General features: G+C 61.3%; 20 protein-coding genes and 1 pseudogene. 11 read left to right on the top strand and 10 right to left on the bottom strand.

All coding sequences use genetic code 11. From position 1 onward, the window contains the following. Positions 1-2: 2 nt before the first annotated feature. From J3A65_RS10450 to cysG, 5 genes are all read right to left on the bottom strand, one after another. Positions 3-818 carry a ferredoxin--NADP reductase gene (locus tag J3A65_RS10450; RefSeq protein WP_209901058.1) on the bottom strand — a complete coding sequence of 272 codons (816 nt, stop codon included), beginning with the start codon at positions 816-818 and terminating at the stop codon, positions 3-5. 128 nt (positions 819-946) lie between these two features. Continuing rightward, the gene (locus J3A65_RS10445) at positions 947-1,456 is read right to left on the bottom strand and encodes a DUF934 domain-containing protein (protein WP_209901056.1); all 510 of its coding nucleotides are present in this window, start codon (positions 1,454-1,456) and stop codon (positions 947-949) included. After that, a complete protein-coding gene (locus J3A65_RS10440) occupies positions 1,456-3,129 on the bottom strand; it encodes a nitrite/sulfite reductase (RefSeq protein WP_092660727.1) in 1,674 nt (557 codons plus the stop codon). Before J3A65_RS10440 ends, J3A65_RS10445 begins: the two co-directional genes overlap by 1 nt. Before the next feature lie 21 nt (positions 3,130-3,150). Further along, positions 3,151-3,465, bottom strand: a complete 315-nt coding sequence (locus J3A65_RS10435) for a DUF2849 domain-containing protein (RefSeq protein WP_209901054.1) — start codon at positions 3,463-3,465, stop codon at positions 3,151-3,153. Further along, a complete protein-coding gene (gene cysG, locus J3A65_RS10430) occupies positions 3,465-4,907 on the bottom strand; it encodes a siroheme synthase CysG (RefSeq protein WP_209901052.1) in 1,443 nt (480 codons plus the stop codon). Before cysG ends, J3A65_RS10435 begins: the two co-directional genes overlap by 1 nt. Before the next feature lie 224 nt (positions 4,908-5,131). On the opposite strand from cysG, the gene J3A65_RS10425 reads away from it, so the two are divergent. Further along, positions 5,132-5,713 carry a nucleoside deaminase gene (locus J3A65_RS10425; RefSeq protein ID WP_209901050.1) on the top strand — a complete coding sequence of 194 codons (582 nt, stop codon included), beginning with the start codon at positions 5,132-5,134 and terminating at the stop codon, positions 5,711-5,713. A gap of 17 nt (positions 5,714-5,730) precedes the next feature. Beyond that, positions 5,731-6,561: a nucleoside triphosphate pyrophosphohydrolase gene (gene mazG, locus J3A65_RS10420; RefSeq protein WP_209901048.1), complete on the top strand. Its 831-nt coding sequence runs from the start codon at positions 5,731-5,733 to the stop codon at positions 6,559-6,561. A gap of 60 nt (positions 6,562-6,621) precedes the next feature. Here the strand turns inward: mazG and J3A65_RS10415 are convergent, their stop codons facing one another. Together J3A65_RS10415 and J3A65_RS10410 are read right to left on the bottom strand one after the other, a co-directional pair. Next, positions 6,622-7,008 (bottom strand): hypothetical protein, encoded by a 387-nt coding sequence (locus tag J3A65_RS10415; RefSeq protein WP_209901046.1) that lies wholly within the window; start codon positions 7,006-7,008, stop codon positions 6,622-6,624. A gap of 639 nt (positions 7,009-7,647) precedes the next feature. Continuing rightward, positions 7,648-7,845 carry a hypothetical protein gene (locus J3A65_RS10410; protein WP_062456430.1) on the bottom strand — a complete coding sequence of 66 codons (198 nt, stop codon included), beginning with the start codon at positions 7,843-7,845 and terminating at the stop codon, positions 7,648-7,650. A 196-nt stretch (positions 7,846-8,041) separates the two neighbouring features. On the opposite strand from J3A65_RS10410, the pseudogene J3A65_RS23550 reads away from it, so the two are divergent. Then, a pseudogene (locus J3A65_RS23550) lies at positions 8,042-8,200 on the top strand (nucleoside triphosphate pyrophosphohydrolase); the annotation flags it as partial. A gap of 371 nt (positions 8,201-8,571) precedes the next feature. Continuing rightward, the gene (locus J3A65_RS10405) at positions 8,572-10,092 is read left to right on the top strand and encodes an anti-phage dCTP deaminase (RefSeq protein ID WP_209901044.1); all 1,521 of its coding nucleotides are present in this window, start codon (positions 8,572-8,574) and stop codon (positions 10,090-10,092) included. 316 nt (positions 10,093-10,408) lie between these two features. Here the strand turns inward: J3A65_RS10405 and uvrB are convergent, their stop codons facing one another. Next, positions 10,409-13,387: an excinuclease ABC subunit UvrB gene (gene uvrB, locus J3A65_RS10400; protein ID WP_209901041.1), complete on the bottom strand. Its 2,979-nt coding sequence runs from the start codon at positions 13,385-13,387 to the stop codon at positions 10,409-10,411. Positions 13,388-13,817: 430 nt separating this feature from the next. Between uvrB and J3A65_RS10395 the strand changes: the two genes are divergently transcribed. Both J3A65_RS10395 and J3A65_RS10390 read left to right on the top strand, forming a co-directional pair. Further along, positions 13,818-15,296 (top strand): DUF1800 domain-containing protein, encoded by a 1,479-nt coding sequence (locus J3A65_RS10395; protein ID WP_209901039.1) that lies wholly within the window; start codon positions 13,818-13,820, stop codon positions 15,294-15,296. Between the two features lie 2 nt (positions 15,297-15,298). Further along, the gene (locus J3A65_RS10390; protein WP_209901037.1) at positions 15,299-16,471 is read left to right on the top strand and encodes a DUF1501 domain-containing protein; all 1,173 of its coding nucleotides are present in this window, start codon (positions 15,299-15,301) and stop codon (positions 16,469-16,471) included. A gap of 65 nt (positions 16,472-16,536) precedes the next feature. Here J3A65_RS10390 and J3A65_RS10385 read toward each other — a convergent pair whose 3' ends face one another. Then, positions 16,537-16,932, bottom strand: coding sequence for an acyl-CoA thioesterase (locus J3A65_RS10385; RefSeq protein WP_062456448.1), 396 nt, complete (start codon positions 16,930-16,932; stop codon positions 16,537-16,539). A gap of 231 nt (positions 16,933-17,163) precedes the next feature. On the opposite strand from J3A65_RS10385, the gene J3A65_RS10380 reads away from it, so the two are divergent. The 5 genes from J3A65_RS10380 to J3A65_RS10360 all read left to right on the top strand — a co-directional run bounded on the left by J3A65_RS10380 (position 17,164) and on the right by J3A65_RS10360 (position 23,598). After that, on the top strand, positions 17,164-18,993 hold the full coding sequence (locus tag J3A65_RS10380) for a methyl-accepting chemotaxis protein (RefSeq protein ID WP_209901035.1): 1,830 nt from the start codon (positions 17,164-17,166) through the stop codon (positions 18,991-18,993). Positions 18,994-19,249: 256 nt separating this feature from the next. Then, a complete protein-coding gene (locus J3A65_RS10375) occupies positions 19,250-20,599 on the top strand; it encodes an extensin family protein (protein ID WP_092660750.1) in 1,350 nt (449 codons plus the stop codon). A gap of 349 nt (positions 20,600-20,948) precedes the next feature. Then, complete coding sequence (locus J3A65_RS10370) at positions 20,949-21,776, top strand: sulfite exporter TauE/SafE family protein (RefSeq protein ID WP_062458004.1); 828 nt, start codon at positions 20,949-20,951, stop codon at positions 21,774-21,776. Between the two features lie 125 nt (positions 21,777-21,901). Beyond that, positions 21,902-22,840: an ABC transporter ATP-binding protein gene (locus J3A65_RS10365; RefSeq protein WP_192076982.1), complete on the top strand. Its 939-nt coding sequence runs from the start codon at positions 21,902-21,904 to the stop codon at positions 22,838-22,840. Continuing rightward, a complete protein-coding gene (locus J3A65_RS10360) occupies positions 22,837-23,598 on the top strand; it encodes an ABC transporter permease (RefSeq protein ID WP_062456458.1) in 762 nt (253 codons plus the stop codon). The genes J3A65_RS10365 and J3A65_RS10360 overlap by 4 nt, the downstream gene beginning before the upstream one ends. A 108-nt stretch (positions 23,599-23,706) precedes the next feature. Here J3A65_RS10360 and J3A65_RS10355 read toward each other — a convergent pair whose 3' ends face one another. Next, complete coding sequence (locus J3A65_RS10355) at positions 23,707-24,903, bottom strand: MFS transporter (protein WP_244508772.1); 1,197 nt, start codon at positions 24,901-24,903, stop codon at positions 23,707-23,709. Between the last annotated feature and the right edge of the window lie 48 nt (positions 24,904-24,951).

Here is a 24,951-nt window from a genome sequence, read left to right as displayed (position 1 = left end):
GCTTACCCAACGAAAGCGCGTTCGATGACGAACTCGCTTGGCTTGTTGTTGGCACCTTCGGTCAGGCCCGCACTTTCCAGCCGTTCCTTGGTGTCTTTCAGCATCGCAGCCGAGCCGCAGATCATGCCGCGGTCGACCGCAGGATCGAGCGGCGGCACGCCGAGATCGGTGAAGAGCTTGCCGTTGTCGATCAGGTCCGTGATGCGGCCTTGATAGGGATAAGCGGCGTCGCGGGTCACCGTTGGATAGTGCTTCAGCTTGGTGCCGACGACTTCCGAGAGAAACTCGTGATTACGGATCTCTTCCATCAGGTCGAACCCATATTTCAGCTCCGCCACTTCGCGGCAGGTATGGGTCAGGATGACCTCATCGAACTTCTCGTAGGTTTCCGGATCGCGGATCAGGCTTGCGAACGGAGCAATGCCCGTGCCGGTCGAGAACATGTAGAGACGCTTGCCAGGCGTCAGCGCGTCGAGCACCAGCGTGCCTGTCGGCTTCTTGCGCATCAGAACCGTATCGCCCGGCTTGATCGCCTGCAGATGGGATGTCAGCGGGCCATCCGGAACCTTGATCGAGAAGATTTCAATCTCTTCGTCCCAGGAGGGGCTGGCAATCGAATAGGCGCGGTAGATCGGCTTATCGCCGACCATCAGGCCGATCATGGCAAACTCGCCTGACCGGAAGCGGAAGCCTGCCGGACGTGTCATGCGGAAGCGGAACAGATGATCCGTGAAATGCTCCACCGAAAGCACGGTTTCGGCGTAGACTCCATCCGGGATCTTCACGGCAAACTCTTCGGTCTTGGCAGGTGCGTTCATAGTCTCGTCCGTTACTCGGTCAGATTGGTTTCGCAGCAGCGAAATACACTATCGAGCCGCGCTTATGAAGCAATCGGCCGCGCTTTCTGGCCGATCGCTTAGAAAATATGTCTTCTGAGGTCAGCTTTTCAAGCCGGCACCGAGCGGCGGCGCCAGCTATAGCCTTCGCTTGGCTCCGCAGGACGCGCCGTCGGCTGGTAGTGAACGTCAATGCCGGGCAGGCGGCCTTCCTCCAGACGCTGCAGCGCCGTTGCGTTGGTGACCGCGAAGCTGTCGATGCCACACCGCAGCATCAGCGGGACCTGGTCGATAAGGACATCGCCCACGGCGCGCAACTCGTTCTTGTAGGCCAGACGATCGCGCAGCAGCGAGGCGTGGCTGAAAGCGCGGCCATCGCTGAAGGCCGGAAATTCCACCGCCACCAGTTCGATGCGGTAGAGATAGGGCTCAAGCTTCCGGACGTCGTCGGCGGGCTTGATCAGCACACCGAGACCGACATCGTTGCTGGCTTCGGCTTTCTCGATGAATTCGGCAAGCGGAAGCAGCGTCTTCTGCTCGCCCTCGGCCTTTACCTCTTCCGTCTCGATCACCCAGGGGTCGTTGGCGACGAAGCCGGTTTCTCTCCAGATCTTCGCCATCACGCAGCCTCCGCCTTCGCATCACCGTAGAGCGCATCCTTGAAGGGCTGCGGTCCGACACGGCGATAGGCGGCGAGGAAGGTTTCCTCCTGGCCCTGCCGAAGCCCGAGATAGGTGTTGACGATAGTTTCGATCGCGTCCGTCACCTTCGACGGCTCGAAGCCGCGGCCGATGATTTCGCCGATCGACGTGTTCTCGTCGGCAGAACCGCCAAGCGTGATCTGATAGAGCTCGGTGCCCTTCTTCTCGACGCCCAGAAGGCCGATATGGCCCACATGGTGGTGGCCGCAGGCGTTGATGCAGCCGGAGATCTTGATCTTCAGCTCGCCGATTTCCGCCTGCCGCTCCGGGGAGCCGAAGCGTGTAGAGATCTCCTGCGCGACCGGGATCGAACGGGCGTTCGCCAGAGCACAGTAATCCAAGCCGGGACAGACGATCATGTCCGTGATCAGGTTGGAGTTTGCCGTTGCCAGATTGTGGGCGGCGAGGGCGCGATAAAGCGGCTCGAGATCGGCCAGCGCCACGTGCGGCAGGATGACGTTCTGCTCGTGGCTGATGCGGATTTCGTCATGGCCGAATTCTTCGGCCAGATCGGCCATCGCATCCATCTGCACGTCGGACGCGTCGCCCGGAATGCCGCCGATGGGCTTCAGCGAGATGGTGACCATGCCGTAGTCTGGATGCTTGTGCGGCTGGACGTTCTGATCCACCCAGCGGGCAAAGTTTTCGTCCTGCCGCTTCCAGCTCGCGAGTTCCTTCCAGCCCTCGGCGCGGTTCGGCAGAGACGGCGGCGCGAAATAGGCGGTGATCGCCTCGATATCCCGTTCCGGCAGTTTCAGCTCGGTGCCCTGCAGATGCGAGAACTCTTCTTCTACCTGACGGGTCAGTTCCTCGACGCCGGTTTCGTGCACGAGGATCTTGATGCGGGCCTTGTACTTGTTGTCGCGGCGACCGTTGAGATTGTAAACGCGCATGATGGCGGTCGTGTAGGAGAGGAGATCCTCTTCCGGCAGGAAGTCGCGGATCTTCTTGGCGATCAGCGGCGTGCGGCCCTGTCCGCCGCCCACATAGACGGCAAAGCCGATCTCGCCCTTGTCGTTCTTTTTGAGGTGCAGGCCGATGTCATGCACCTGGATCGCGGCGCGGTCTCGCTCGGCGCCGGTCACGGCGATCTTGAACTTGCGGGGCAGGAACGAGAATTCCGGATGCACCGACGACCACTGGCGCAGGATTTCCGCGTAAGGGCGCGGATCGGCCACTTCATCGGCTGCAGCGCCTGCGAAATGATCGGCCGTGACGTTGCGGATACAGTTGCCGGACGTCTGCAGCGCATGCATTTCGACAGTCGCGAGTTCGGCCAGGATATCCGGCGTGTCGGACAGTTTCGGCCAGTTGTACTGGATGTTCTGCCTGGTGGTGAAATGGCCGTAGCCGCGGTCGTACTTGCGGGCGATATGCGCCAGCATCCGCATCTGCTTTGCATTCAGCGTGCCGTAGGGGATGGCGACGCGCAGCATATAGGCATGCAGCTGGAGATAGACGCCGTTCATGAGGCGCAGCGGCTTGAACGCATCCTCGGCAAGCGCGCCGGACAGGCGACGCTCCACCTGATCGCGGAACTGCTCCACGCGGCCTGATACAAATGCGTGGTCGAATTCGTCGTAACGATACATGATGTTCCTGAACTCTCGGTATCAGACTGCGATGAATGCCGGATCGGCGTGGCTGTAGCCGGCGGCATAATCCATTGTGGGGCCCTGTGCACGAATGCGTTCGCGAAGACGCGTGGGCCACAGCTTGCCTTCGGTTTCCTCGACATCGATGACATTGACGTCGACGACCTTGTTTTCGGCAAAGTCACGCTTGCCGATCGCTTCCAGAGAGGAGACGGCTTCCGCGTGGCGCGCCACAAGCGCTTCCTGCAGGTTTTCCGTCCAGCGGCCGGCGGCATCAAGCCAGACGGCGATGCCATCGGACAGGCGGTTGGCAGTCAGAACCTTGTCGGCCATTATTCCACTCCAATGCTTGCCCGCTCAACCGTCCTTGCAAAGGCGGAAAGCGGTTCGGACTTCTCAAAATTCGCACCAGCGACGGCTTCGCCGATAATCACCATGACCGGGCCATCGAGATCGTCCCTGGTCTCCAGCGCCGGCAGTTCCTGGAGGACGCCGTGGAACAGCTTGCGGTCGGTGCGGCTGGCATTTTCGATCACGGCGACGGTGGTGAGGGGAGAGACGCCGGCCTGCATCAGCCGTTCGGCGACCGATGCTGCGACTGTGCGGCCCATATAGACGGCGATGGTGGCGCCAGATATTGCAAGGCTTGCCCAATCGGGCAGGGCTTTGCCGGCAAGGTCATGGCCGGTGGTGAAGATCAGCGACGAGGCGACACCGCGGAGCGTCAGCGGCAGTTCGAAATCGGCAGCAGCCGCGAAGGCCGAGGTGATGCCGGGCACGATCTCATAGGCGATGCCGGCTTCGCGTAGGGCCGCCATCTCTTCGCCGGCGCGGCCATAGACCAGCGGATCGCCGCTTTTCAGGCGCACGACGCGCTTGCCCTGCTGACCGAGATCGACCAGCAGGCGGTTGATCTCTTCCTGGCTCTTGGAATGGCAGTTCTTGCGCTTGCCGACCGAAAGCCGTTCCGCATCGCGGCGGCCCATATCGACGATCGCCTGGGGAACCAGCGCATCGTAGACGATCGCGTCCGCTTCCATCAGCACGCGCTGGGCCCGCAATGTCAGGAGATCCTCGGCACCTGGACCGGCGCCGACCAGCCAGATCTTGCCTTCGGCCTTGCCGGTCACTGACAGAAGAGCATCTGCGGCGCGGCGTGCGGCGGTATGATCGTTGGCGTCAACGGCATCGGCAACGTCGCCGGAGAAGAACCGGTGCCAGAAGATGCGACGCGATACGCCGCGTGGCACCATGCGTTCGACGGCATCGCGGTAATCGGTCGCAAGCGAGGCAAGTTTGCCAAGCGATGGCGACAGCATCTGATCGATGCGGGCGCGGATCATCTGGGCGAGAACAGGACCAGCACCCTCGGTGCCGATGGCGATGGCGAGCGGGGCGCGGTTGACCAGTGCCGGCGTGAAGAAATCGCAGTGATCCGGCTGGTCCACGGCATTGGACGGAATTCCGTGCGCGCGGGCAGCAATGACGATGGTCTGGTCGAGCGCCTGATCACCGGTTGCAGCAAACACGAGCGTGGCGCCTTCGACCTGAGCGGCGGCAAAGGTTTCGCGGATCGGCTCCGTCTTGTGCTCAGAGAGCCATGCCGCATAATCGGCCTGCGGATCATCCGAATAGGCGATGATCAGCGCATCCGTATTGGCGATCAGCCGCGCCTTGGCATAGGCCTCGTCGCCGTTGCCAAACACGGCAACGTTTTTTCCGCGCACGCGAAAAAACGCCGGGAAGACCGACAGGCGTTGAAGGCTCTGAGACATGCGATTATCCTGCATCATATGAACCTGAATATCCACAATGCGGTGGCATAATTGAAGAAATGGATGTGCAAAAGGCCGGGGCGCCCGGTATTTCTGTTTCCCGTTCGCTCGCTTCTTGAGCAAAAGCCACCGCCAACCTTCCGTTCATTGTGTGCAGCCCTGCACGGCCATAACCCTACAACCGTACAATTTCGCTCTGCGGCAGACCTGGAGATGAGTGCACCATGACCATTGCTTCCCGCCTTCTCGATGTCATCGAGCACGATATCCTGCCGCTGACCCAAACGGGCGTTGCCGCCGGCAACAAGGTGTTCGGAGCGGCGATCCTGCGCAAGTCGGATCTTTCGCTGGTGATTGCCGAGACCAATAACGAGCTGGAAAATCCGCTCTGGCATGGCGAGGTGCACACGCTCAAACGCTTCTACGAGATTGATTCCGGACTTTCCGCCAAGGATCTGATTTTCCTCTCGACTCACGAACCGTGCACGATGTGCATGTCGGCGATTACCTGGGCGGGGTTCGACAATTTCTACTCGTTCTTCAGCCACGAGGACAGCCGCGATGCGTTTGCCATTCCGCATGACCTGAAGATCCTGAAGGAGGTGTTCGGCCTGGAGCCCGGCGGCTACCGACGCGCCAACGCCTTCTGGAACTCCTACTTCATCGCCGACCTCATCGAGGCCGAGGAGGACGACGCCGTCCGGCAGGACCTGAAGGCCCGGGCGGAGCGGATCCGGCAGCGCTACCAGCTGCTGTCGCAGAGCTATCAGGCCGGCAAGGCTGACAACACGATACCGCTCAATTGAAGGCCAAGGATTTCGGCATGCATGCTTCGAAGGATATTTCCCGCCTGATCGAGATCATGGCGGCGCTGCGCACGCCGGTGACCGGATGCCCCTGGGATCTCGAACAGAGTTTCGAGACGATCATTCCCTATACGATCGAGGAGGCCTATGAGGTGGCCGATGCGGTCGAGCGGCATGACATGGACGATCTGCGCGAGGAACTGGGCGACCTGCTGCTGCAGGTCGTGTTTCATGCGCGGATGGCGGAGGAAGCCGGTGCGTTTGCCTTCGGCGATGTGGTCGAGGCGGTCACCACCAAAATGATCCGCCGGCATCCGCATGTGTTTGCGCGCTCCGATGCGGATACGCCGGGCGCCGTGAAGCTGCAGTGGGACGCGATCAAGGCCGAGGAGAAGCGCGAGCGGGCCGAGAGGCGGGCGCTGCGCGGCACGACCGAGCCTTCCAAATCCGGCTTTCTCGGCGGCGTGCACCGGGCCCAGCCGGCGCTGAGCGAAGCCGTGAAGCTGCAGCAGCAGGCGGCCCGCGTCGGGTTCGACTGGTCGAAACCGGGCCCGATCCTCGACAAGATCGAGGAGGAAGTCGCCGAACTGCGCGAGGCCCTGGCGGCCGGGCAGCCCGAAAAAGTCTCCGACGAACTCGGCGACCTCATCTTCGCCCTCGTCAACATCGGCCGCCATGTGGACGCCGATCCGGAAACGGCGCTGCGTGGGACAAATGCGAAATTCCGCAGACGTTTCAGCCATATCGAGACGGAGCTTCAGAAATCAGGCGAGACGCTGGAGGCTGCGACCCTGGAGCGGATGGAGGGGCTTTGGCAGGCGGCGAAGGCGATTGAGCGGGCGCTGTAAGCCGCTCAGCTTCCTGCCGCCCATCTCGGCCCGGCGGGCTGTTTCTATCCGCGGTCCGCATCACGGCAGGGTTGGCGGGGGCAGTTTTTCGCGGGCCCGGTAGGCCGCCATCCATCGCTTGGCATCCTCGGCCGGTAGGGCGTTTCGGGCGACCTCGACACAGGCATCCTGCAATTCACGGTCGATGGCGGAAGGCGATGCGAACATCATGCCCTGCCGGCCGAGATCGGCGCGGGCGGCAAGCGCGATGAGGTAGATCAGGGTAAAGCTTTCGGGGTAGTCGGGGCCGAAATTGATCAGACAGGCAGGGGCGCCGGTGTCTACATCGACATGCAAGCATCGGTTGGCGCGACGGCATTCGCGCCGGAGGCAGGCCTGCGGAAAGGCCAGTATCTCTGCCGTGCAGCATGCCAGATGGGTCTCGATTTCCGTGATTTCGACAGACATGGTGCTTCTCCTGTCCGGTTTCGGATGGTCCGCCTGCGCAGGGCAGACGTGTGCCTTGGCGATCGAGGGATGCAAAATTCGGACGGGGCGCCGGAAGCTGCCTCGATATAGAAAATTGTAGGTGACACCTTTCGGCACCCCGTTCGGCGGTTTTTGCCCGCGACTCCGGTCTCTCTGCAACGACCCGGCCGGGCGGTTGTTCGCCGCCGGCTCCCCGGTGCTTCCGACGGATCAGGAATCCGGCGAAACCACCCGGCGGGCCACCTTGTGTGCCGCACAGGCACATCCGGCGCGCTCTTTCGGGCATCGGAAACCGGCGGTCGGTCCGTGACCCGCCTGTTTCCCCCGTGTCGCCGGAGGGAGACCATTTTCCGCGAACCCGGAGCATGGGGTGTTGCGTCCTTTCCCCATGACCCGCGCCGGTTCCGCCTCGCCGGGACGCCTCCCAGTGTATCCGCGAGGGAACGCAGCATTATAGGCACGGAAAAAATCCGTGAGGATGTAACATGCGTTAAGTCATTGAAATTTAGTAGGTCGGTGCGCCAAAATCCGCCGCAGCGCAAATAAAAGCGCTGTTCTCGAGGCACTTCTAAGGACCGGAAAAGCGGGCGTTGCGCCCTCGGCGCGAAAACCTGCCGCTCAGCGCGGCGCGGTGCCGGCCAGTTTCGACTGCACGAGATCGACGCTGCCGCGAACATGGATCGTCACCGGTTTGCCACCGGCACCCGTGACCGCCAGCGCAATCACCGAGACGTCTTCCTCATAGGTGGTGACGTAAAGGACCTGAGCCTGGTTGACGTAAACGGGCTGATTGTGGGTGTTCTTGAAGCCAATCATCGTGGCCGTGCTCCATCTTCGTTGTGAAGAAGGTATCGCATGGAAGGGGTTGATGGAGGGTGAATGCGGGGGGTGATGGTGTGTGGGGATGTGGAGGCGGGGAACTCGCGAGACGAGAGGTGCTGCCTAAGGATGTATTTCTTCTGGAACCACTCGATAGCGTTGCCGTGGTTGGAGGGTTGCTATCGCAGTTGAGAAACAGGCGCTGCGAGGAGGGAATGCGACATTCCTCAGACGTTTCGGCCAAATCGAGATGGAGCTTGAGACATGAGGTGAGACGTTCGTGGCGGCGACGCTGGAGCGGATGAAGGGGCTTTGGCAGGTGGCGAAGGCGGTTGAGTGGGAGGTTGGGTAGGGGGTGAGGCCGGGTCGTATAACTCTGCCGTGCAGCCGTTCTCTCTGGCCAAAACAAGAAGCGGGTGGAACTTATAAACTGCTTCTACAAAAGTGGAAGAAGACTGAGAGTTTGTGCTCTTAACGCTCTTGCCGATCGTCGTCGAATTTCGTGGACCCCAGAGTGAAACTGTTTCTGAAATCCTCTATAGCTCCGTCGTAAACTTCGCGACTTTTTTTGGCTACCGTCTCAAGACGGTTCAGTAACTCACTTTCGTGGATCTTGTTTGTATCAGCTTGCTTCTCGTTCGTCGGTCGCATTGAAAACCTCAACCATAAACTGTAACTGTGAGTCTGTTCACAGGTTCAATCTCATAACAAACGTGTAACCAGATGACCACTCCGACGTTCCAGAACGCAGATAACTTTTTGCCAGAGATCGTAATAGGAATCGTCTCGCCGGTGGGGGCCAACGTTGAAAACACCCTTCGCGGCCTTAAATCTGAATTTAAGGCGAAAAAGTTCGCCTGTCATCATGTAAAGCTCTCAAATTTGTTTCCTAGTATAGCTAAAGATCTTAACTATATTGGACTTGATGGAAGTAAGAAATATAATCGGATTGATACTTTTATAAAGTTCGGAAATTATGTACGCGATAATATCGGTACAAAAAGCCTGTCAGTTTTTGCGATATCTGAGATAGCGAGACTTAGATCTCGCGCTACATCCGATGTTGATGGCATTGCATACATAGTTGACCAATTGAAGACAGAGGAAGAACTGGAAGTCTTGCGAGACATCTACGGAAGCCGATTTTTGCAGATATCCGTTTATTCTGCTCGTGATGTACGTGTTGATAATCTGTCGAAGCAAATAGCCCACGATAACCAAAAGCGAGACGGAAATAAATTCCGAGATCAAGCTGAGGCGCTTGTAGTTCGAGACGAGGATGAGATAGATGCTCCTAACGGTCAAAGAGTAGGCAAGATTTTCCAGTTAGCGGACGTTGTTATTAACGACGACCGGTCTGATGATGGTGTGCGCGTAAGCGATCAAGTAAAAAGATTTGTTGAGTTATTGTTCGGACACAACGGATATTCACCAAATCATCTTGAATATGGAATGTATCTGGCGCACTCAGCAGCGCTGAGAAGTTTAGACCTGTCTAGGCAGGTCGGGGCGGCAATATTTCGTTCTACCGGAGAAGTTGCAGCGTTGGGTTCCAACGAGGTTCCTAAAGCTGGCGGCGGGACTTACTGGGCAGACGATTCTCAGGATGCTCGTGAGTATACTTTGAAAGAGGACAGTAATGATGTCCGTAAAGCTGAACTCATGGACGAGTTGATTAGTATCATTCTCCCCGAGGGTCAGGAAAAGCTCACATCCTCTCAACGACGGATGTTAGATAAATCTCAATTTATGGACGCATTAGAATACGGGCGCATAGTGCACGCTGAGATGTCGGCTTTGAGTGATGCTGCTCGGCTAGGTGTGAGTGTGCAAGATGGCATCCTTTACTGCACAACCTTTCCTTGTCATATGTGCTCCAAACACATTGTCGCTAGTGGTATTGCAAAAGTTGTATTTCTGGAACCATATCCGAAAAGTTTGACTTCAGATCTGCATCCGGACTCGGTTAAAATTGAAGGGACCTCCCGCGGTGGGTACAGCAAGTTCCCCTCCGTCGAATTTGTCCCATTCTTTGGAATCACACCGCGTCGGTATAGAGAGTTCTTTTATCGCGGAAAACGAAAAAACGGAGCGCAATATCGTGAATACGGGCTCGATGGGCCGGCACTTATGATGCCGAGTTCCGGGCCGTTTTACGCGATGCGAGAAGGCAAGACGATCGACACCCTGATCCAGCAAATCGCTATATTTCATAAGCGGCAGGGGCCAAGCGCGCCAAACTGATAGGTCAGTTCATATGAAGTATGTAGATTGACTGCCTTGGAAGCTTCATTTCCGTTTAGATCCTACCGCCCCGTTCTTCCCTTCGTCCGCCGCTTCTGCTGCTTGGCGTCGCCAGCATCCTCGTAAATCCCGGCGCCGACCTACCTTACCCGCCCCTTTGAGGGGGAGGGTCGGACCGAAGGTCCGGGGTGGGGTGATGGTTTGAGGCTGGCGGGTCCCGCCGCTTTGCGGCGACCTCCCCCCTCAAAAGGGAGGTGTTTTCCGGGCTTCCCGAGGGTGAGTGACCGGCGCCTATTCGGCGCCGTCATGTTGGTGCCTACCGTCCCGGCCGTCCCGTCTTGCCCTTGGTCCGCCGCTTCTGCTGCTTGGCGTCGGTCGCGTCCTCGTAACTCCCGGCGCCGACTTTGCCGCGCACGATGGGGCGCGGGTCGTCCTTGCCTTCGCCCCGTTCCGGCTGGCCTTCCAGCAGCGGGGAGAAGCGTTTCTTGGTGCTGATCGTTTCCGGCGGGCGTTCCGGCAGGGCGCCTGGGGCGGGTTTTTCGGTGCGGCCGACGGTCATCTCGTCGAGGGAGTTGCGGCGGAACAGCGGGGTGGCCGTGTCTGTGCCCGGGCCCATGTCGTCGAGCGAGGGTTTGGCGAAGTAGGAGGGTGCTGCCTCGTCCCCGGCCTTGGCGGCTTTGCCTTTGCCACCGCCCAGCGAGGTGCGGGTGGCTTCGGCGCTGCGGCGCACGCCTTCCTGGGCCTTGGATTCCTCGCGGGCGATCGGGTCGTCCATGGTGGCGAGTTCGGAGGCCTTGAGGCGTTTGATTTCGTCGCGCAGGCGGGCGGCCTTTTCGAAGTCGAGATCGGCTGCGGCGTCGCGCATGGATTTCTCCATGGCGTTGAGATGGCTCTGCAGGTTGTTGCCGACAAGGTGGCCGCCGTCTGCAAAACCCTTGCCGGAGGCGCCTGATATATCGGCGCGGACGTGGTCGCGCTCATAGACGCTGTCGAGAATGTCGGAGATGCGGGCTTTCACCGACTCTGGCGTGATGCCGTGTTCGGTGTTGTAGGCGACCTGCTTTTCGCGGCGGCGGGCGGTTTCGTCCATGGCGCGCTGCATCGAGCCGGTGATCTTGTCGGCGTAGAGGATGACCTTGCCATCGACGTTACGGGCGGCGCGGCCGATGGTCTGGACGAGCGAGGTTTCCGAGCGCAGGAAACCTTCCTTGTCGGCATCGAGGATGGCGACGAAGCCGCATTCGGGAATGTCGAGGCCTTCGCGAAGCAAGTTGATGCCGATCAGCACGTCGAAGGCGCCGAGGCGCAGATCGCGGATGATCTCGATGCGTTCCAGCGTGTCGATGTCCGAGTGCATGTAGCGCACGCGCACGCCCTGTTCATGCAGGTATTCGGTGAGGTCTTCGGCCATGCGCTTGGTCAGCACGGTGACCAGGGTGCGATAGCCTTTTTCGGCGGTCTCGCGGATCTCGCCGAGCACGTCGTCGACCTGGCTACGGGCGGAGCGGACTTCGACCGGCGGGTCGATGAGGCCGGTCGGGCGGATGACCTGCTCGGCAAACACGCCGCCGGCCTGTTCCATTTCCCAGTTGCCGGGCGTTGCCGACACGGCGACGGTGAGGGGGCGCATCGCATCCCATTCCTCGAAGCGCAGCGGCCGGTTGTCCATGCACGACGGCAGGCGGAAACCGTATTCGGCCAGCGTCGCTTTCCGGCGGAAGTCGCCCCGGTACATGCCGCCGATCTGGCTGACGGAGACGTGGCTCTCATCGATGAACAGAAGGGCGTTGTCAGGAATATATTCGAACAGGGTCGGTGGCGGCTCGCCGGGCGTGCGGCCGGTGAGATAGCGCGAATAGTTTTCGATGCCGGCGCAGGAGCCGGTCGCTTCGAGCATTTCGATATCGTAGCGGGTGCGCTGTTCCAGACGCTGCGCTTCCAGCAGGCGGCCGCCCTTTTCGAGCTCGTTGAGGCGGAGCTTCAGTTCTTCCTTGATCGACTTGATGGCGCCGTTGAGCGTGGGGCGCGGCGTTACATAGTGGGAGTTGGCGTAGATCTTGACCGACTTCAGGTCGCCGGTCTTGTGGCCGGTGAGCGGGTCGAACTCGGTGATGCTATCGATCTCGTCGCCGAACATCGAGATGCGCCAGGCGGCATCTTCAAGGTGGGCGGGGAAGATCTCGATCGTATCGCCGCGCACGCGGAAGGAACCGCGGATGAAGTTGATGTCCTGGCGCTTGTATTGCTGGGCCACGAGATCGGCCAGAAGCTGGCGCTGGTCGAGCTTGTCGCCCACGGCCATCTGGAAGGTCATGGCGGTGTAGGTTTCGACGGAGCCGATACCATAGATGCAGGAGACCGAGGCGACGATGATGCAGTCGTCGCGTTCCAGCAGCGAGCGGGTGGCGGAGTGGCGCATGCGGTCGATCTGTTCGTTGATCGAGGATTCCTTCTCGATGAACGTATCGGAGCGCGGCACATAGGCTTCCGGCTGGTAATAGTCGTAGTAGGAGACGAAATATTCCACCGCGTTGTCGGGGAAGAAGTTCTTGAATTCGGAATAGAGCTGCGCCGCCAGCGTCTTGTTGGGCGCAAGGATGACGGCCGGCCGCTGCGTGGCCTCGATCACCTTTGCCATCGTGAACGTCTTGCCGGAGCCGGTGACGCCGAGCAGGACCTGCGAGCGTTCGTTGTTGTTGATGCCCTCGACGAGGTCCTTGATGGCGGTCGGCTGGTCGCCGGCGGGCTGATAGTCCGAGGCCATGCGGATGGTGACGCCGCCTTCGGATTTCTCGGGGCGGTGGGGACGGTGCGGCGTCCACATCTTGCCGTCCTTGAACAGCGGGTTGCCGCTCTCGATCAGCGCCGACAAGGCTTCGACCGTGGCGGTGACGGCGCCGGTGGCGAGGTGTTCGGCCTCTTCAAGCGACACGTCCATGCCGGCGACGGGATTGAGGCCGGCGGCGGCGCGGGTTTTGGGATCGGACGAGCCGCCCATCGACGTGCCGCGAGACGATTTCGACGAGGTCGTGTGCTTGGCGGTTTTCGGCGTGTCTTTCGCGGCGGCCTTGATGGCCTCCTCGCGGGCGGCGATCTCGATCTTCTTGCGATGCTTGCCGGCCTTGGAGGCGATCTCGCGCTGGGTCTCGACGCCGGACATTTCCGCCTCGGCTTCCAGCTGTCTCACCCAGTCCGAAACATTCCCCTCCAGCGGCGCGCCTTCGAACGACGATTGCGGGGATTCCTCGAAACCGCTGGGCTTGGAGGAGGGGGATTTCTTCGGAGATCTGGCCATTGCGCGAATATGGAGGCGGGATGGTGGAAAGTGAAGAGGGGGATGGTGGGAAAATGAGTACAAAAGGGCAACGGGGTGGGTTGTGCTTTTGGCGCGGTCTCCAGCAGATCCCGAAGGCTACCATTGTCCACAGTTCTACGATGCATAGCGTGGGCTGCGTCTCTCACATCCCCACGCCGTAAAGTAACCGGATGACAGAATGTTGTACCGACCGTGGCTGGACAGGCGAGCCGTCGTTGGCGATATCGCAGCTGATGGCATTCTTGCCGAGGCATATGGCAATCGTTTAGAGGGGCCACTTCCGAGGTTCTTCGGTCCCAGACCGCGGTTGGCTGGCGGCAAATCGTCCGGGTCGCGAAATGGCCGTAATTGTCTTTCGTTTCGGACACATTCGTCTCCGACTCTGGGGGACCGAAACAGGAGTGGCCGGATGGCGATCTCGAGACCGACATTGGCAGCGATTCGCTTCGGCTACGGGCTGCGTCCCGGCGAGGAGTCGCCCCGCGATGCCGAGGCTCTGCTGGCCCAGCTCGACCAGGCCGCAAAAAGGAAGCCGCGTTTTCCCCGCGAGGGAGCGGGTGGCCGCCGCGAGACGGCCTCTCGGGTGATGTCGCTGCGGGCGGCCGAGGCGAAGGCGGCCAAGGACGGCAAGCCGAACGAAAGCATTCGCAAGGAAACCCAGAAGGAAGCGCTGCAGATCTATCGGCAGGATGCGATGGCGCGGCTGGCGCAGGCGATCCTGTCGCCCTTCGGGTTTCACGAACGGCTGGCATCGTTCTGGACGGACCATTTTTCCACCAGCGCGCTCAAGTCGCTGCCGATGCGGATGGTCGTGCCTTTGTACGAGGCGGAGGCGATCCGTCCCAATCTGGCCGGGTCGTTCGCGAACCTGCTGAAAGCCGCCATGCTGCATCCCGCGATGCTGATCTATCTCGACCAGAGTGATGGTGCAGGCATGGACGCCTCCGCGGGGCGGCCGGGCGGGCGTGCCGTGAACGAAAGCCTTGGCCGCGAACTGCTGGAACTGCACACGCTGGGAGCTGGGAGCGGGTATACCCAGGAGGATGTCCGGGCCGCCGCGCTGATCCTGACGGGACTGTCGGTCGATCGCCGCGCTCTCGAAGTCGTCTACCGGCCACGCATTTCCGAAGGCGGCTCGATCAGCTTGCTCGGAGAGGTTTATGAGGACGACGAGGCGGGGAGCCAGGACCATCTACGGATGCTTGAGGATCTGGCGCTGAACCCGATGACGGCGGAACATGTCTGCCGAAAACTGGTGATCCACTTCGTTGCCGACGAACCCCCGGCGGATGTGGTTGCCGCGATGACGGCAGCCTGGGCTGAAACCGAGGGCGATCTGAAGGCCGTCTATCGTGCCATGCTGGATCATCCCCGTGCCTGGAGCGATCCTGGACAGAAGATCAAGCGTCCGTTCGAATTCGTCGTGTCCGGATTCCGAGCCGTCGACATTTCCGATAAGGACCTCTCCCGGTTGCTGGACGAGATGGACGACGATGAGCAGGAAGACGACGGACCGATGCGAAAGGCGCTGAAGATGGCCAGCAGCACGGCTGCCCGCGCGGATGCCAAGCAGCGTGCCGCGCGCGCCAACGACCTGACGCTTGCCGCGCTCCAGCGGATGGACCAGCCGATCTGGCAGCCACCGAGCCCGGCCGGCTATGCCGACCTGGCGAGTGTCTGGCTGTCGCCGGGCCAGCTGAGCGAGCGGATCGCCTGGGCGCGGCTGATGGCCGGCCGTTTCGGCCAGAGGCGCGATCCCGGCACGTTTCTCGATGCGGCGCTCGGGGACGCGGCGGGCCAGAATACCAGGGACGTGATTGCTCAGGCACCCAACACCAACCACGCCATCGCGATGGTTCTGGCGTCGCCCGAGTTCAACAGGAGATAGCGATGACGATCAAGCCAGGCTTTTCGCTCTCCCGCCGCGGCTTTCTGGCCGGCGCCTGCTCTGCCGCTGCCGCACCCGTGCTGACACCGGTCAGCTTTGCGGCTGCTCCTGGCGAAAGCCGGTTCGTGACGATCATATTGCGCGGAGGGATGGACGGCCTGGATCTGGTGCAGCCCTATGGCGATGCGGCTTTCGCCGGATTGCGACCGACGCTCGGTCTGACGCCCGGGACCGGACTTGTTGATCTCGACGGATTTTTCGGTCTCAACCCGGCGGCGTCGGCATTGATGCCGCTCTGGCAGGAGAATGCGCTGTCCTTCGTGCACGCGGTCGCGACGCCCTACCGCGACGGGCGCAGTCATTTCGACGGCCAGACAATGCTGGAAAACGGTGGTACCGACGCATCGCAGAAGAGTGGCTGGCTCAACCGGACGCTGGCGGTCATTCCGCGCACCGACGGCCGCAAGGCGCTCGACATCCATACGTCGATGGAACTGATCCTGAGCGGGCCGAACAAGGCCGACAACCGTGCGGGAACGGGCGACGTGGAGATGGCGCAGGACGAGATCGGCTTTCTGGAGCGGCTCTACGCAGCCGATGCGCCGTTTGCCGCGGCGATGGAGGAGGTCAAGCGGACGGGGTTTTCGGCTGACGGGTACCGCCAGAAGCGGAACCGCAGCGTCGTCGACATGGCGCGGCTTGCCGGTGGCATGCTGCGGGAAGACTACCGGATTGCCAGCTTTTCAATCAACGGCTGGGATACGCATCGCGAACAGGCTAGCCAGTTCGGATCGGTGGCTGGCGAGCTTGCCGCTGCCATCGTGGCGCTCAAGGACGCATTGGGTGCCGACGCGTGGGCCCGCGCGGTGGTGCTGGCAGTCACGGAATTCGGACGTTCCGTGCGCGAGAACGGCACCGGCGGAACCGATCACGGCACCGGCGGCGTTGCCGTTCTCGCCGGCGGTGCGGTGTCGGGTGGGAAGGTGATGGGGACGTGGCCCGGTCTTGCCGAGGACAGGCTTCTGGATGGCCAGGATCTGATGCCGACCGGCGATGTGCGCGAGATCGCCGCGGCCATGCTGCACAAGCAGTTCGGCATTGCACCGGACAAGCTGACGTCGCGCGTCTTTCCCGGGCTGTCCTTCGACAGGTCCTCCATCTATCTTCAGGGGTAACTGGCTATCTACAGCGATAGACCGGCTATCTGCAGGGATCGACTAGGGCCGGTCCGACCTGGCCACTATTCTGCGGGAACGGGTCTTGGCTTGCCGTCGTCTCCCAGCGCCACCATGACGAAGGTCCCGGCCGTTACCTTTTCCAGCATCCGGTAGCGCGCGCGCTGGGCCCAGGCTTCGACATTCAGCGTGATCGAACTCGTGCCGACGCGGGTGATCTCGGTATAGACGTTCAACGTGTCGCCGATCTTGACGGGGAGCTGGAATGCCATTTCCTTCACGGCTGCGGTCACCGTGCGGCCATGCGCCCGCTCGGTGGCGCGGATGCCGCTGGCAAGGTCCATCTGGGCCATCACCCAGCCGCCGAAGATATCACCGGCTGGATTGGCGTCGGCCGGCATCGCAAGTGTGCGCAGTGTCAGTTCGCCGGTCGGAGAGGCAGGTTGCGGCTGTTCGGTCATTCGTCACGTCCTTGCTGAGTCTCGTATCTGTTGAGACCAGACTAGAGCGAAAGACTGGTCCGGCCCACCCTTGTTTTGGATTGGAGCAATGCTCCAGCAACATGGCTTGGATACATGCCGCTTTGGTGCGTGCGCACCCAATCCGAGTAAGTGTTTCCGCCGCTTACATGCTTTACGACCTGCTAACCCTCTTCACTTAAGCTCCGCGCAGTTTTACTGGAGGGGGAAACTATGCAGCGTATCGCTATTTCTTGGCGTCTCTACAGCCTTGTCGTCCTGTCGCTCGTCATTCTCGGTGGCGCGATGGTGTTCAGCCTGTTTCAAAGCTATCGTTCGTCGGAGCAGGAGCGCAAGGCGGGTCTTGCCCAGATGAACGACAACGCTGTTGCCATCCTGAAGAAGTACCAGGGTCTCGAAGCTGCCGGCACGATGAGCCGTGATGAGGCGCAGGCAGCCGCCAAGGCCATCGTCAGCGCCATGCGCTATGGTGGCGGATCGGGGTATTTCTGGATCAACGACATGCACCCGACCATGGTGATGCATCCGATCAAGCCGGAACTGAACGGGTCGGACCTGACCCAGAACAAGGACCCCAACGGGAAATTCCTGTTTGTGGAATTCACCAATGTGGTGAAGGCAGGCGGTCAGGGCTTTGTCGACTATTACTGGCCAAAGCCCGGTGCCGCCGAACCGGTCGAGAAATACTCGCATGTCATCGGCTTTTCGCCCTGGGGCTGGATCGTCGGTACCGGTGTTTATACGGACGACCTTCAGGCGATGTTCCGCCAGGACGCGATGAAGTTTGCCGCCATGTTTGCGGGTGGTGCGGTGCTGCTGCTTGCCGGCGCCTGGTTTGTGGTCAGAAGCGTGACCCGACCGATCCGTCAGGTAAAGGGCGTGCTGACCGCGATTGCGGCCGGCGAGACCGACATGGCGGTTCCGTGCACGGCTTATCCGAACGAGGTGGGCGAGATGGCACGTGCCGTCGAAGTGCTGCGCAACAGCGTCGAAGAAAGTGCGGCACTTCGGGCACGCGAGGCCGTTCACCAGCGTGCCATGGCGACGGAGCGTTCCGAAAGCGAGCGCAGCAGCGGTGCTGCGGCCGAGAGACAGGCGCGGGCGATCGGCCAGCTGGGATGGGCGCTGGAGGCACTTGCCGCCGGCAACCTCTCTGTTTCGCTCGGTGATATTGGCGCTGATTATGCGAAGCTGCGGCGCGATTTTAATGCGGCGGTCGAAGCGCTTCACAATGCCATCGCTGCAATTTCGGAAACCGGCCATGTGGTGCGCGACAGCGCTTCCGACATTTCCGGCGCTACCGGCAACCTTGCCAAGCGGACCGAGCAGCAGGCTGCGGCACTGGAAGAGACGGCCGCCGCACTCGACGAGATCACCGCGACAGTCGGAACTGCGGCAGAGCGGGCTCGCGAGGCACGCGTCATGGTCGCCGAGACCAAGGCAAGTGCCGGCCGTTCCGGAGAGATCGTCCGCAGCGCGGTGGATGCTATGGGCCGTATCGAGGCGTCGTCCAGCCGCATCAGCCAGATCATCGGGGTCATCGACGAGATCGCCTTCCAGACCAATCTTCTGGCGCTCAATGCCGGCGTCGAGGCGGCACGGGCAGGTGAGGCGGGTCGCGGCTTTGCAGTCGTTGCGCAGGAAGTGCGCGAACTGGCGCAGCGCTCGGCCAACGCCGCCAAGGAGATCAAGACGCTGATCAGCACCTCGGTTCACGAAGTCGAGACCGGCGTCGCGCTGGTGCGGTCAACCGGTGATGCGCTGGTGGAGATTGCCGTGCTGGTCGAAAAGGTCAACGCCCATGTCGAGACGATCGCAACGACCGCGCACGAACAGTCGGGTGGGCTTCGGGAGATCAACGCGTCTGTCAACCACATGGACCAGATGACCCAGCAGAATGCCGCCATGGTCGAGGAGACGACGGCTGCCAGCCAGACCCTGGCCGAACAGAGCCATCATCTGCAGCATCTGCTTTCGACCTTCCGACTGAATGGCGAGGCCGTAAAGGACACTCGTCAACCGGACCGGGTTCGCGCGGCCTGAGTGACTGACGTCGATGCGCCCGTCCGCAGCTTGCGGGCGGGCGTTTTTACGCGCGGCGGACATTTGATGGTCTTCACAAAGGTGCAGTTGTAGTGTGTGGCAGCTCGCGCTGCCTGCATGAAATGACCATGAAACGGCCTCGATTGGGCAAGGCTTCGTTTACCGAATCTTCCTACAATTTGCGCTTGTGTGATTTCGGCACCAGAGGGTGGCAACTGGTATGGCGTATGCGCTTCTCGAGAAGCAGGCCCAACGGATGGCCCCGAAGACTTTTATGCGCAAAGCTTTGGCGCTGCTGATGGTCTCCACCATGCTTGCCGCCTGTTCTTCCAGCGACCTTGTTCCGCCTGCGTCGATCGATAGCGGGACGCGCGTCGGCGCGATCCAGCCTGTCGCGCCGCTGCCGCCCGACACGATCGCCCAGTCGCCCTACCAGACAAACGCCGGTTATCAGGCTGGTCCTTCGCCAGCCGCTTCGGTTGGCATGATGAATGCTCCGGTCGCCTCGAACAGCCCTCCCGGTGACGGGGGACATTATCTGCGCGCGCCGCAACCGATGCAGTCAGCCTCGCTGGCGCCACCCGTATCCTCCTCGCCGCTCGGGCAGGGCGGAATGCCCACCGCCTCGCCTGAAGAGGGCGTCAACATGGATAGCGAGCTCGGCTTCGATCCGGACGAGAGCGGTGTGACGGGCCTTGCGGAAGAGCAGGACAGCGATATCGCCGAAGGCGTCGGCGACCAGCCGGTGGTCGACGGTATCGGCACCGACAATCCGCGTGCACTGAGTGCGAGACGCCAGCCGATTTCCAACGTCGAGGACGATCGTGTCATCGTGCCGCCGAAGCGTTCCGGCGCGGGCGCGCGCGATGAAATGATGAATGACGGATTGGCCGGCGGTAGCCAGGTCTGGGGCGACCGTTCGCCCGTGACGCCGCCGAGCCGTGCGCCGGTTCGCAGCCAGCAGGTGGCGATGCTGCGTCCGAACAATCCAACGATCCAGTCGGGTCCGATGAGCGAGCCGGACAAGCCGTTTCTGCGCAACGTCATGCCGCAATCGGAAGTGAGCTGCCGGGCGGAACTGCGCCGGATGGGCGTCGAGTTCCGGGATCAGCCACGCATCTCCAACGGTCCGAGCTGCGGCGTCGACTACCCCGTGAAGCTTTCCGGTCTTTCCGGCGGCATCGATGTCAAGCCGGCGGTGACGCTGAACTGTCAGGTGACGCTCGCCTTCGCCAAATGGGTGAAGAGCGAACTCGCGCCATCGGCGCGCCTGCGATACCTTTCGGGTATCCAGAAGATCCAGCCGATGGGTGGCTATTCCTGCCGTCGCATGAACAATTCACGGCAGCGCTACAACCCGATGTCGGAACATGCCAAGGGCAACGCAATCGATATCGGCGCCATCGTCCTCAAGAACGGTCACGATATCAACGTGCGCAAGAAGGGGCTGTTTTCCTTCCGCGAGGGTGCGCTGCTCAAATCCGTGCGGACCGACAGCTGCAAGTATTTCAACACGGTGCTTGGACCCGGCAGCAATGCCGAGCACTGGAACCACTTCCACTTCGACCTGCGCCCGCGCAAGGGCGGTCGGCGCTACTGTAGCTGACGTCCACGCTACGGTTGCTGACGCCGAAGCCCGCAAAAAAAAAGCCGGCTCGGGGTTTTCACCCGGAGGCCGGCGAAATGGAGAGGGCTCGCGGGGGGAAGCCTGTCTCCCGGTAGGAGACCCGCCTTTGGCTGAGGCGGGGTGATGCGGCAAGCGAAAGAAAATGCTGAAAAGGATCTGGTGATAACGGCCGACCGGCTTGGTGTTGCGGCACTCCAGAAACCTGGAACCGGGCGTCCATTGCTTGCCTCTGCGCAATCATGCTGTCAGAACGTCACGGGAAAATGACAGCGGCATGCAGAATCCAGTTTTTGAGCGCTGCCTTCGGAGACGAACGATGCAGCCTCTCATGCCGCCGCTGGCAGACCTTTTGCCTTTCATCGCAGCACTTCTGGCCGCCGGCGTGCTGGCGGGACTTCTTGCCGGTCTGTTCGGGATCGGTGGCGGTGCGATCCTGGTGCCGATCTTCTTTCACGTGTTCGGCCTGTTGGGAATTTCCGATGCGGTGCGCATGCATCTGGCGCTCGGCACCTCGCTTGCGATCATCGTGCCGACGTCGATCCGCTCCTTCATGGCGCATCGAAAGAAAAACGCCGGTGCTGTCGACATCGATCTCCTGAAGGGTTGGATCATTGCTGTGCCGCTCGGCACGATGATTGCCGCCGTCGTCGCGGCATGGTCGTCCAGCACCGAGCTCAGGATCATCTTTGCCGTCATCTCGCTGCTTCTGGCGCTGCGGATGATTTTCAACCGGGCAAGCTGGCAGCTGGGCGACGATCTGCCCAAGAACCCGGTCAAATTCCTTGTCGGTACGGGGATCGGTATTCTCTCAGGCCTGATGGGCATTGGCGGCGGCGTCATGAACAACACCTTCATGACCCTCTATGGCCGCTCCATCCATCAGGCCGTCGCGACATCATCCGGCGTCGGCGTGCTGATTTCGCTGCCGGGCCTGATCGGCTACGTCTGGGGCGGATGGGGTGAGCCCGGTCTGCCGCCGTTTTCCACCGGCTACATCAACTGGATGGCGGTGGCTCTGCTGATCCCGGTGACGCTGCTGATGGCACCTTACGGCGCAAGGCTGGCGCACGCGCTTTCGAAGCGGCAGCTGGAATTCGGTTTCGCGCTGTTTCTGGTGGGAATTTCGATCCAGTTCTTCTTAAGCGTGTTTGCCTGACACCATTGGTCGCGAAATCCGAACGCAATATTCGACCACCGGGGGATGGTTGCACGACGCGTTGAACCTATATTCGTGGCAATCCAGAAAATACTTTCCCCATTCAAGTCTCCCAGCGAGTAACAATGACTTCTATCGTTTCCATCCGCCAGCTGACCAAGACCTACGGTAATGGTTTTCAGGCGCTGAAGGGCGTCGATCTCGATATCGAGGAGGGCGAAATCCTAGCGCTTCTCGGCCCCAACGGCGCCGGCAAGACGACGCTGATCTCGATCATCTGCGGGATCGTCAACCCGAGTTCCGGAACTGTCAAAGTCGGCGGCTACGACGTCGTGAAGGACTTCCGCAAGACCCGTTCGCTGATTGGACTGGTGCCGCAGGAACTCACCACGGACCAGTTCGAAACCGTGTGGAACACCGTCTGCTTTTCGCGCGGCGTCTACGGGTGCAAGCCGGACCCCGCGCTGATCGAGAGGATCCTGAAGGACCTCTCGCTCTGGACGAAAAAGGACAGCATGCTGCGCGAGCTTTCCGGCGGCATGAAGCGGCGCGTGCTGATTGCCAAGGCGCTGTCGCATGAGCCGAAAGTGCTGTTCCTCGACGAGCCGACCGCGGGCGTCGACGTCAACCTGCGCCGTGACATGTGGCTGGTGGTGGAAAAGCTCCGCGAAAGCGGCGTCACGATCATTCTCACCACCCACTATATCGAGGAAGCCGAGGAGATCGCCGACCGCGTCGGCGTCATCGATGGCGGCAGCCTTCTGCTCCTGGAGGAAAAGGCAAAGCTGATGACGAAGCTCGGTCGCAAGCAGTTGCGGCTGGAGCTTGCAGCACCACTTTCCGCGCTGCCGGAAAGCCTAGAATCCTACAATCTGACGCTGTCCGACGATCGCACGACGCTGATCCACGACTACCAGGGCGAGGAAGCGCAGGACAGTATCGCCTCGCTTCTGGCGACGCTTGCGCGGGAAAACATTCATTTCCGCGATCTCTCCACGCGGCAAAGTTCGCTGGAGGATATTTTTGTGGCGCTGGTGGCTGAAAAAGCGGGAGAACAGGCATGAATTTCGAAGCCGTCAAATCGATCTACTATTTCGAGATGGCCCGCATGCGCCGCACGCTGCTGCAAAGCGTGCTGTCGCCGGTCATCACCACGTCGCTCTATTTCATCGTGTTCGGCACGGCGATCGGCTCGCGTATCCAGACCATCGAAGGCGTGTCCTACGGATCGTTCATCACGCCGGGCCTGATCATGCTGACATTGCTGACGCAATGCGTTTCGAACGGCTCGATCGGCATCTACTTCCCGAAGTTCACAGGCACGATCTACGAGATCCTGTCGGCGCCGGTGGCGATGACGGAGGTTCTCCTCGGCTATGTGGGGGCAGCGGCGAGCAAAGGGCTGATCATCGGCCTGATCATTCTGGCGACCGCGTCCTTCTTCGTGGAAATCCGCATCGCCCATCCATTTATGATGATCTTATTCCTGGTGCTGACGGCAATCACCTTCAGCCTGTTCGGTTTCATCATCGGCATATGGGCGAAGAATTTCGAGCAGTTGAACGTGGTGCCGATGCTGGTCGTCCCGCCTCTGACGTTTCTCGGGGGCAGCTTCTACTCGATCGACATGCTGCCGCCCTTCTGGCAGGCGGTCAGCCACCTCAACCCGGTGCTGTATCTGGTCAGCGGTTTCCGCTGGAGCTTTTATGAAATCGCCGACGTCAACCCGATGATCTCGGTCGGCATGATCGCGCTGTTTCTGGTGATCTGCCTGTCGGTGTTGGGCTGGATGTTCAAGACCGGGTATCGGTTGCGGAACTAAAAGGCGCAGCCGGTTCGCACCTGGCAGCCGGCACTCAAGAGACCCTCACAGAAACGCCCGCAACATCGCTGTTGCGGGCGTTTCTTTTGCGCGGTGGTTCGGGCAGGTTTAGCCCAGTGACAGTCGCCGACGTTCGCCGCGGGCGGCCATGACCGAGGTGCCGGCGAGGGCGGCGAGACCGAGGAAGGAGATCACCGCGATCGGTCCCTGTGTTTCGATCAGGATGCCGCCGAGGACCGCACCGCTGGAGATCGCGATCTGGAAGGCGGGGATCACGAGCGCACCGGCGCTTTCGGCCTCGTCAGGGGCGTGACGCACGACGAAACTCTGGATGCTGACCGGGAATGCACCGAAGGCGAGGCCCCAGAGGGCGATTGCGACAGCTGAGACGACAAGCGATGCGCCGCCGATCGCCAGTATCAGGGCCGATACGGCGACAAGGCTGCCGAAGATCGTCACCGACAGACGTGCACTGCGTTCCGAGACAATGCCGCCGAGGATGTTGCCGACGAAGCCTGCGATGCCGTAGCCGAGCAGAATCAGCGAGATCGTTTCGACGTCGAGCTTCGGCACGCGCTCCAGGAACGGGCGGATATAGGTGAAGCCGGCGAAATGGCCTGCGACGAAGAGGAGGATGGTGAACAGTGCGGTTCGGATGGCCGGACGGCGCATCAGGGCCGCGAGCGTTCCAAGACCTGCATGGCCGGTCGGCGGCAGGGCGGGCAAGGTGAAGGCCTGCACGGCCAGCGCGACCACGCCAACGGCTGCGGAGAGGTAGAATGCCGAGCGCCAGCCGAGCGTCGAACCCAGCCAGGCGCCGAGCGGAGCAGCGCAGACGGTGGCGAGCGAGACGCCGGCCATGATGATGGCCATGGCGCGCGGCATGCGGGCCGGCGGCACGAGGCGCATGGCAAGTGCTGCCGACATGGCCCAGAACCCGCCAAGGCCGATGCCGAGCAGGACACGGGCGGCCAGCAGCATGACGATGTGGTTGGCGACCGCCGCCAGCAGGCTCGAAATGATCAGAAGCGTGGTCAGGGCGAGAACCGTCCAGCGCCGGTCGATATTGCGGGTGCCGATGATGACGCCGGGGCCGGCGATGGCTGCAATGACGGCGGTCGTGGTGATCGACTGGCCGGCAACGCCGGTGCCGACGCCAAGATCTGCCGACAGCGGCGTCAGCAGGCTGACGGGCAGGAATTCCGCGGTAACAAGGCCGAAGACGCCAAGCGTCAACGATATGACAGCTCCCCAGCGTGCGGGTGTGTCGTCGGCCTGCGGCGACGTGGCTCGTTGGACGCTCATATCCATTGGTGTAGACTCCTGACTGAATGATGCGCCCTGGATAGGCTT

Source organism: Rhizobium sp. PvP014 (assembly GCF_017876855.1).
In the GTDB taxonomy this organism is placed as follows: Bacteria; Pseudomonadota; Alphaproteobacteria; order Rhizobiales; family Rhizobiaceae; genus Neorhizobium; species Neorhizobium soli.
This window is presented reverse-complemented; position numbering and strand designations above follow the sequence as displayed.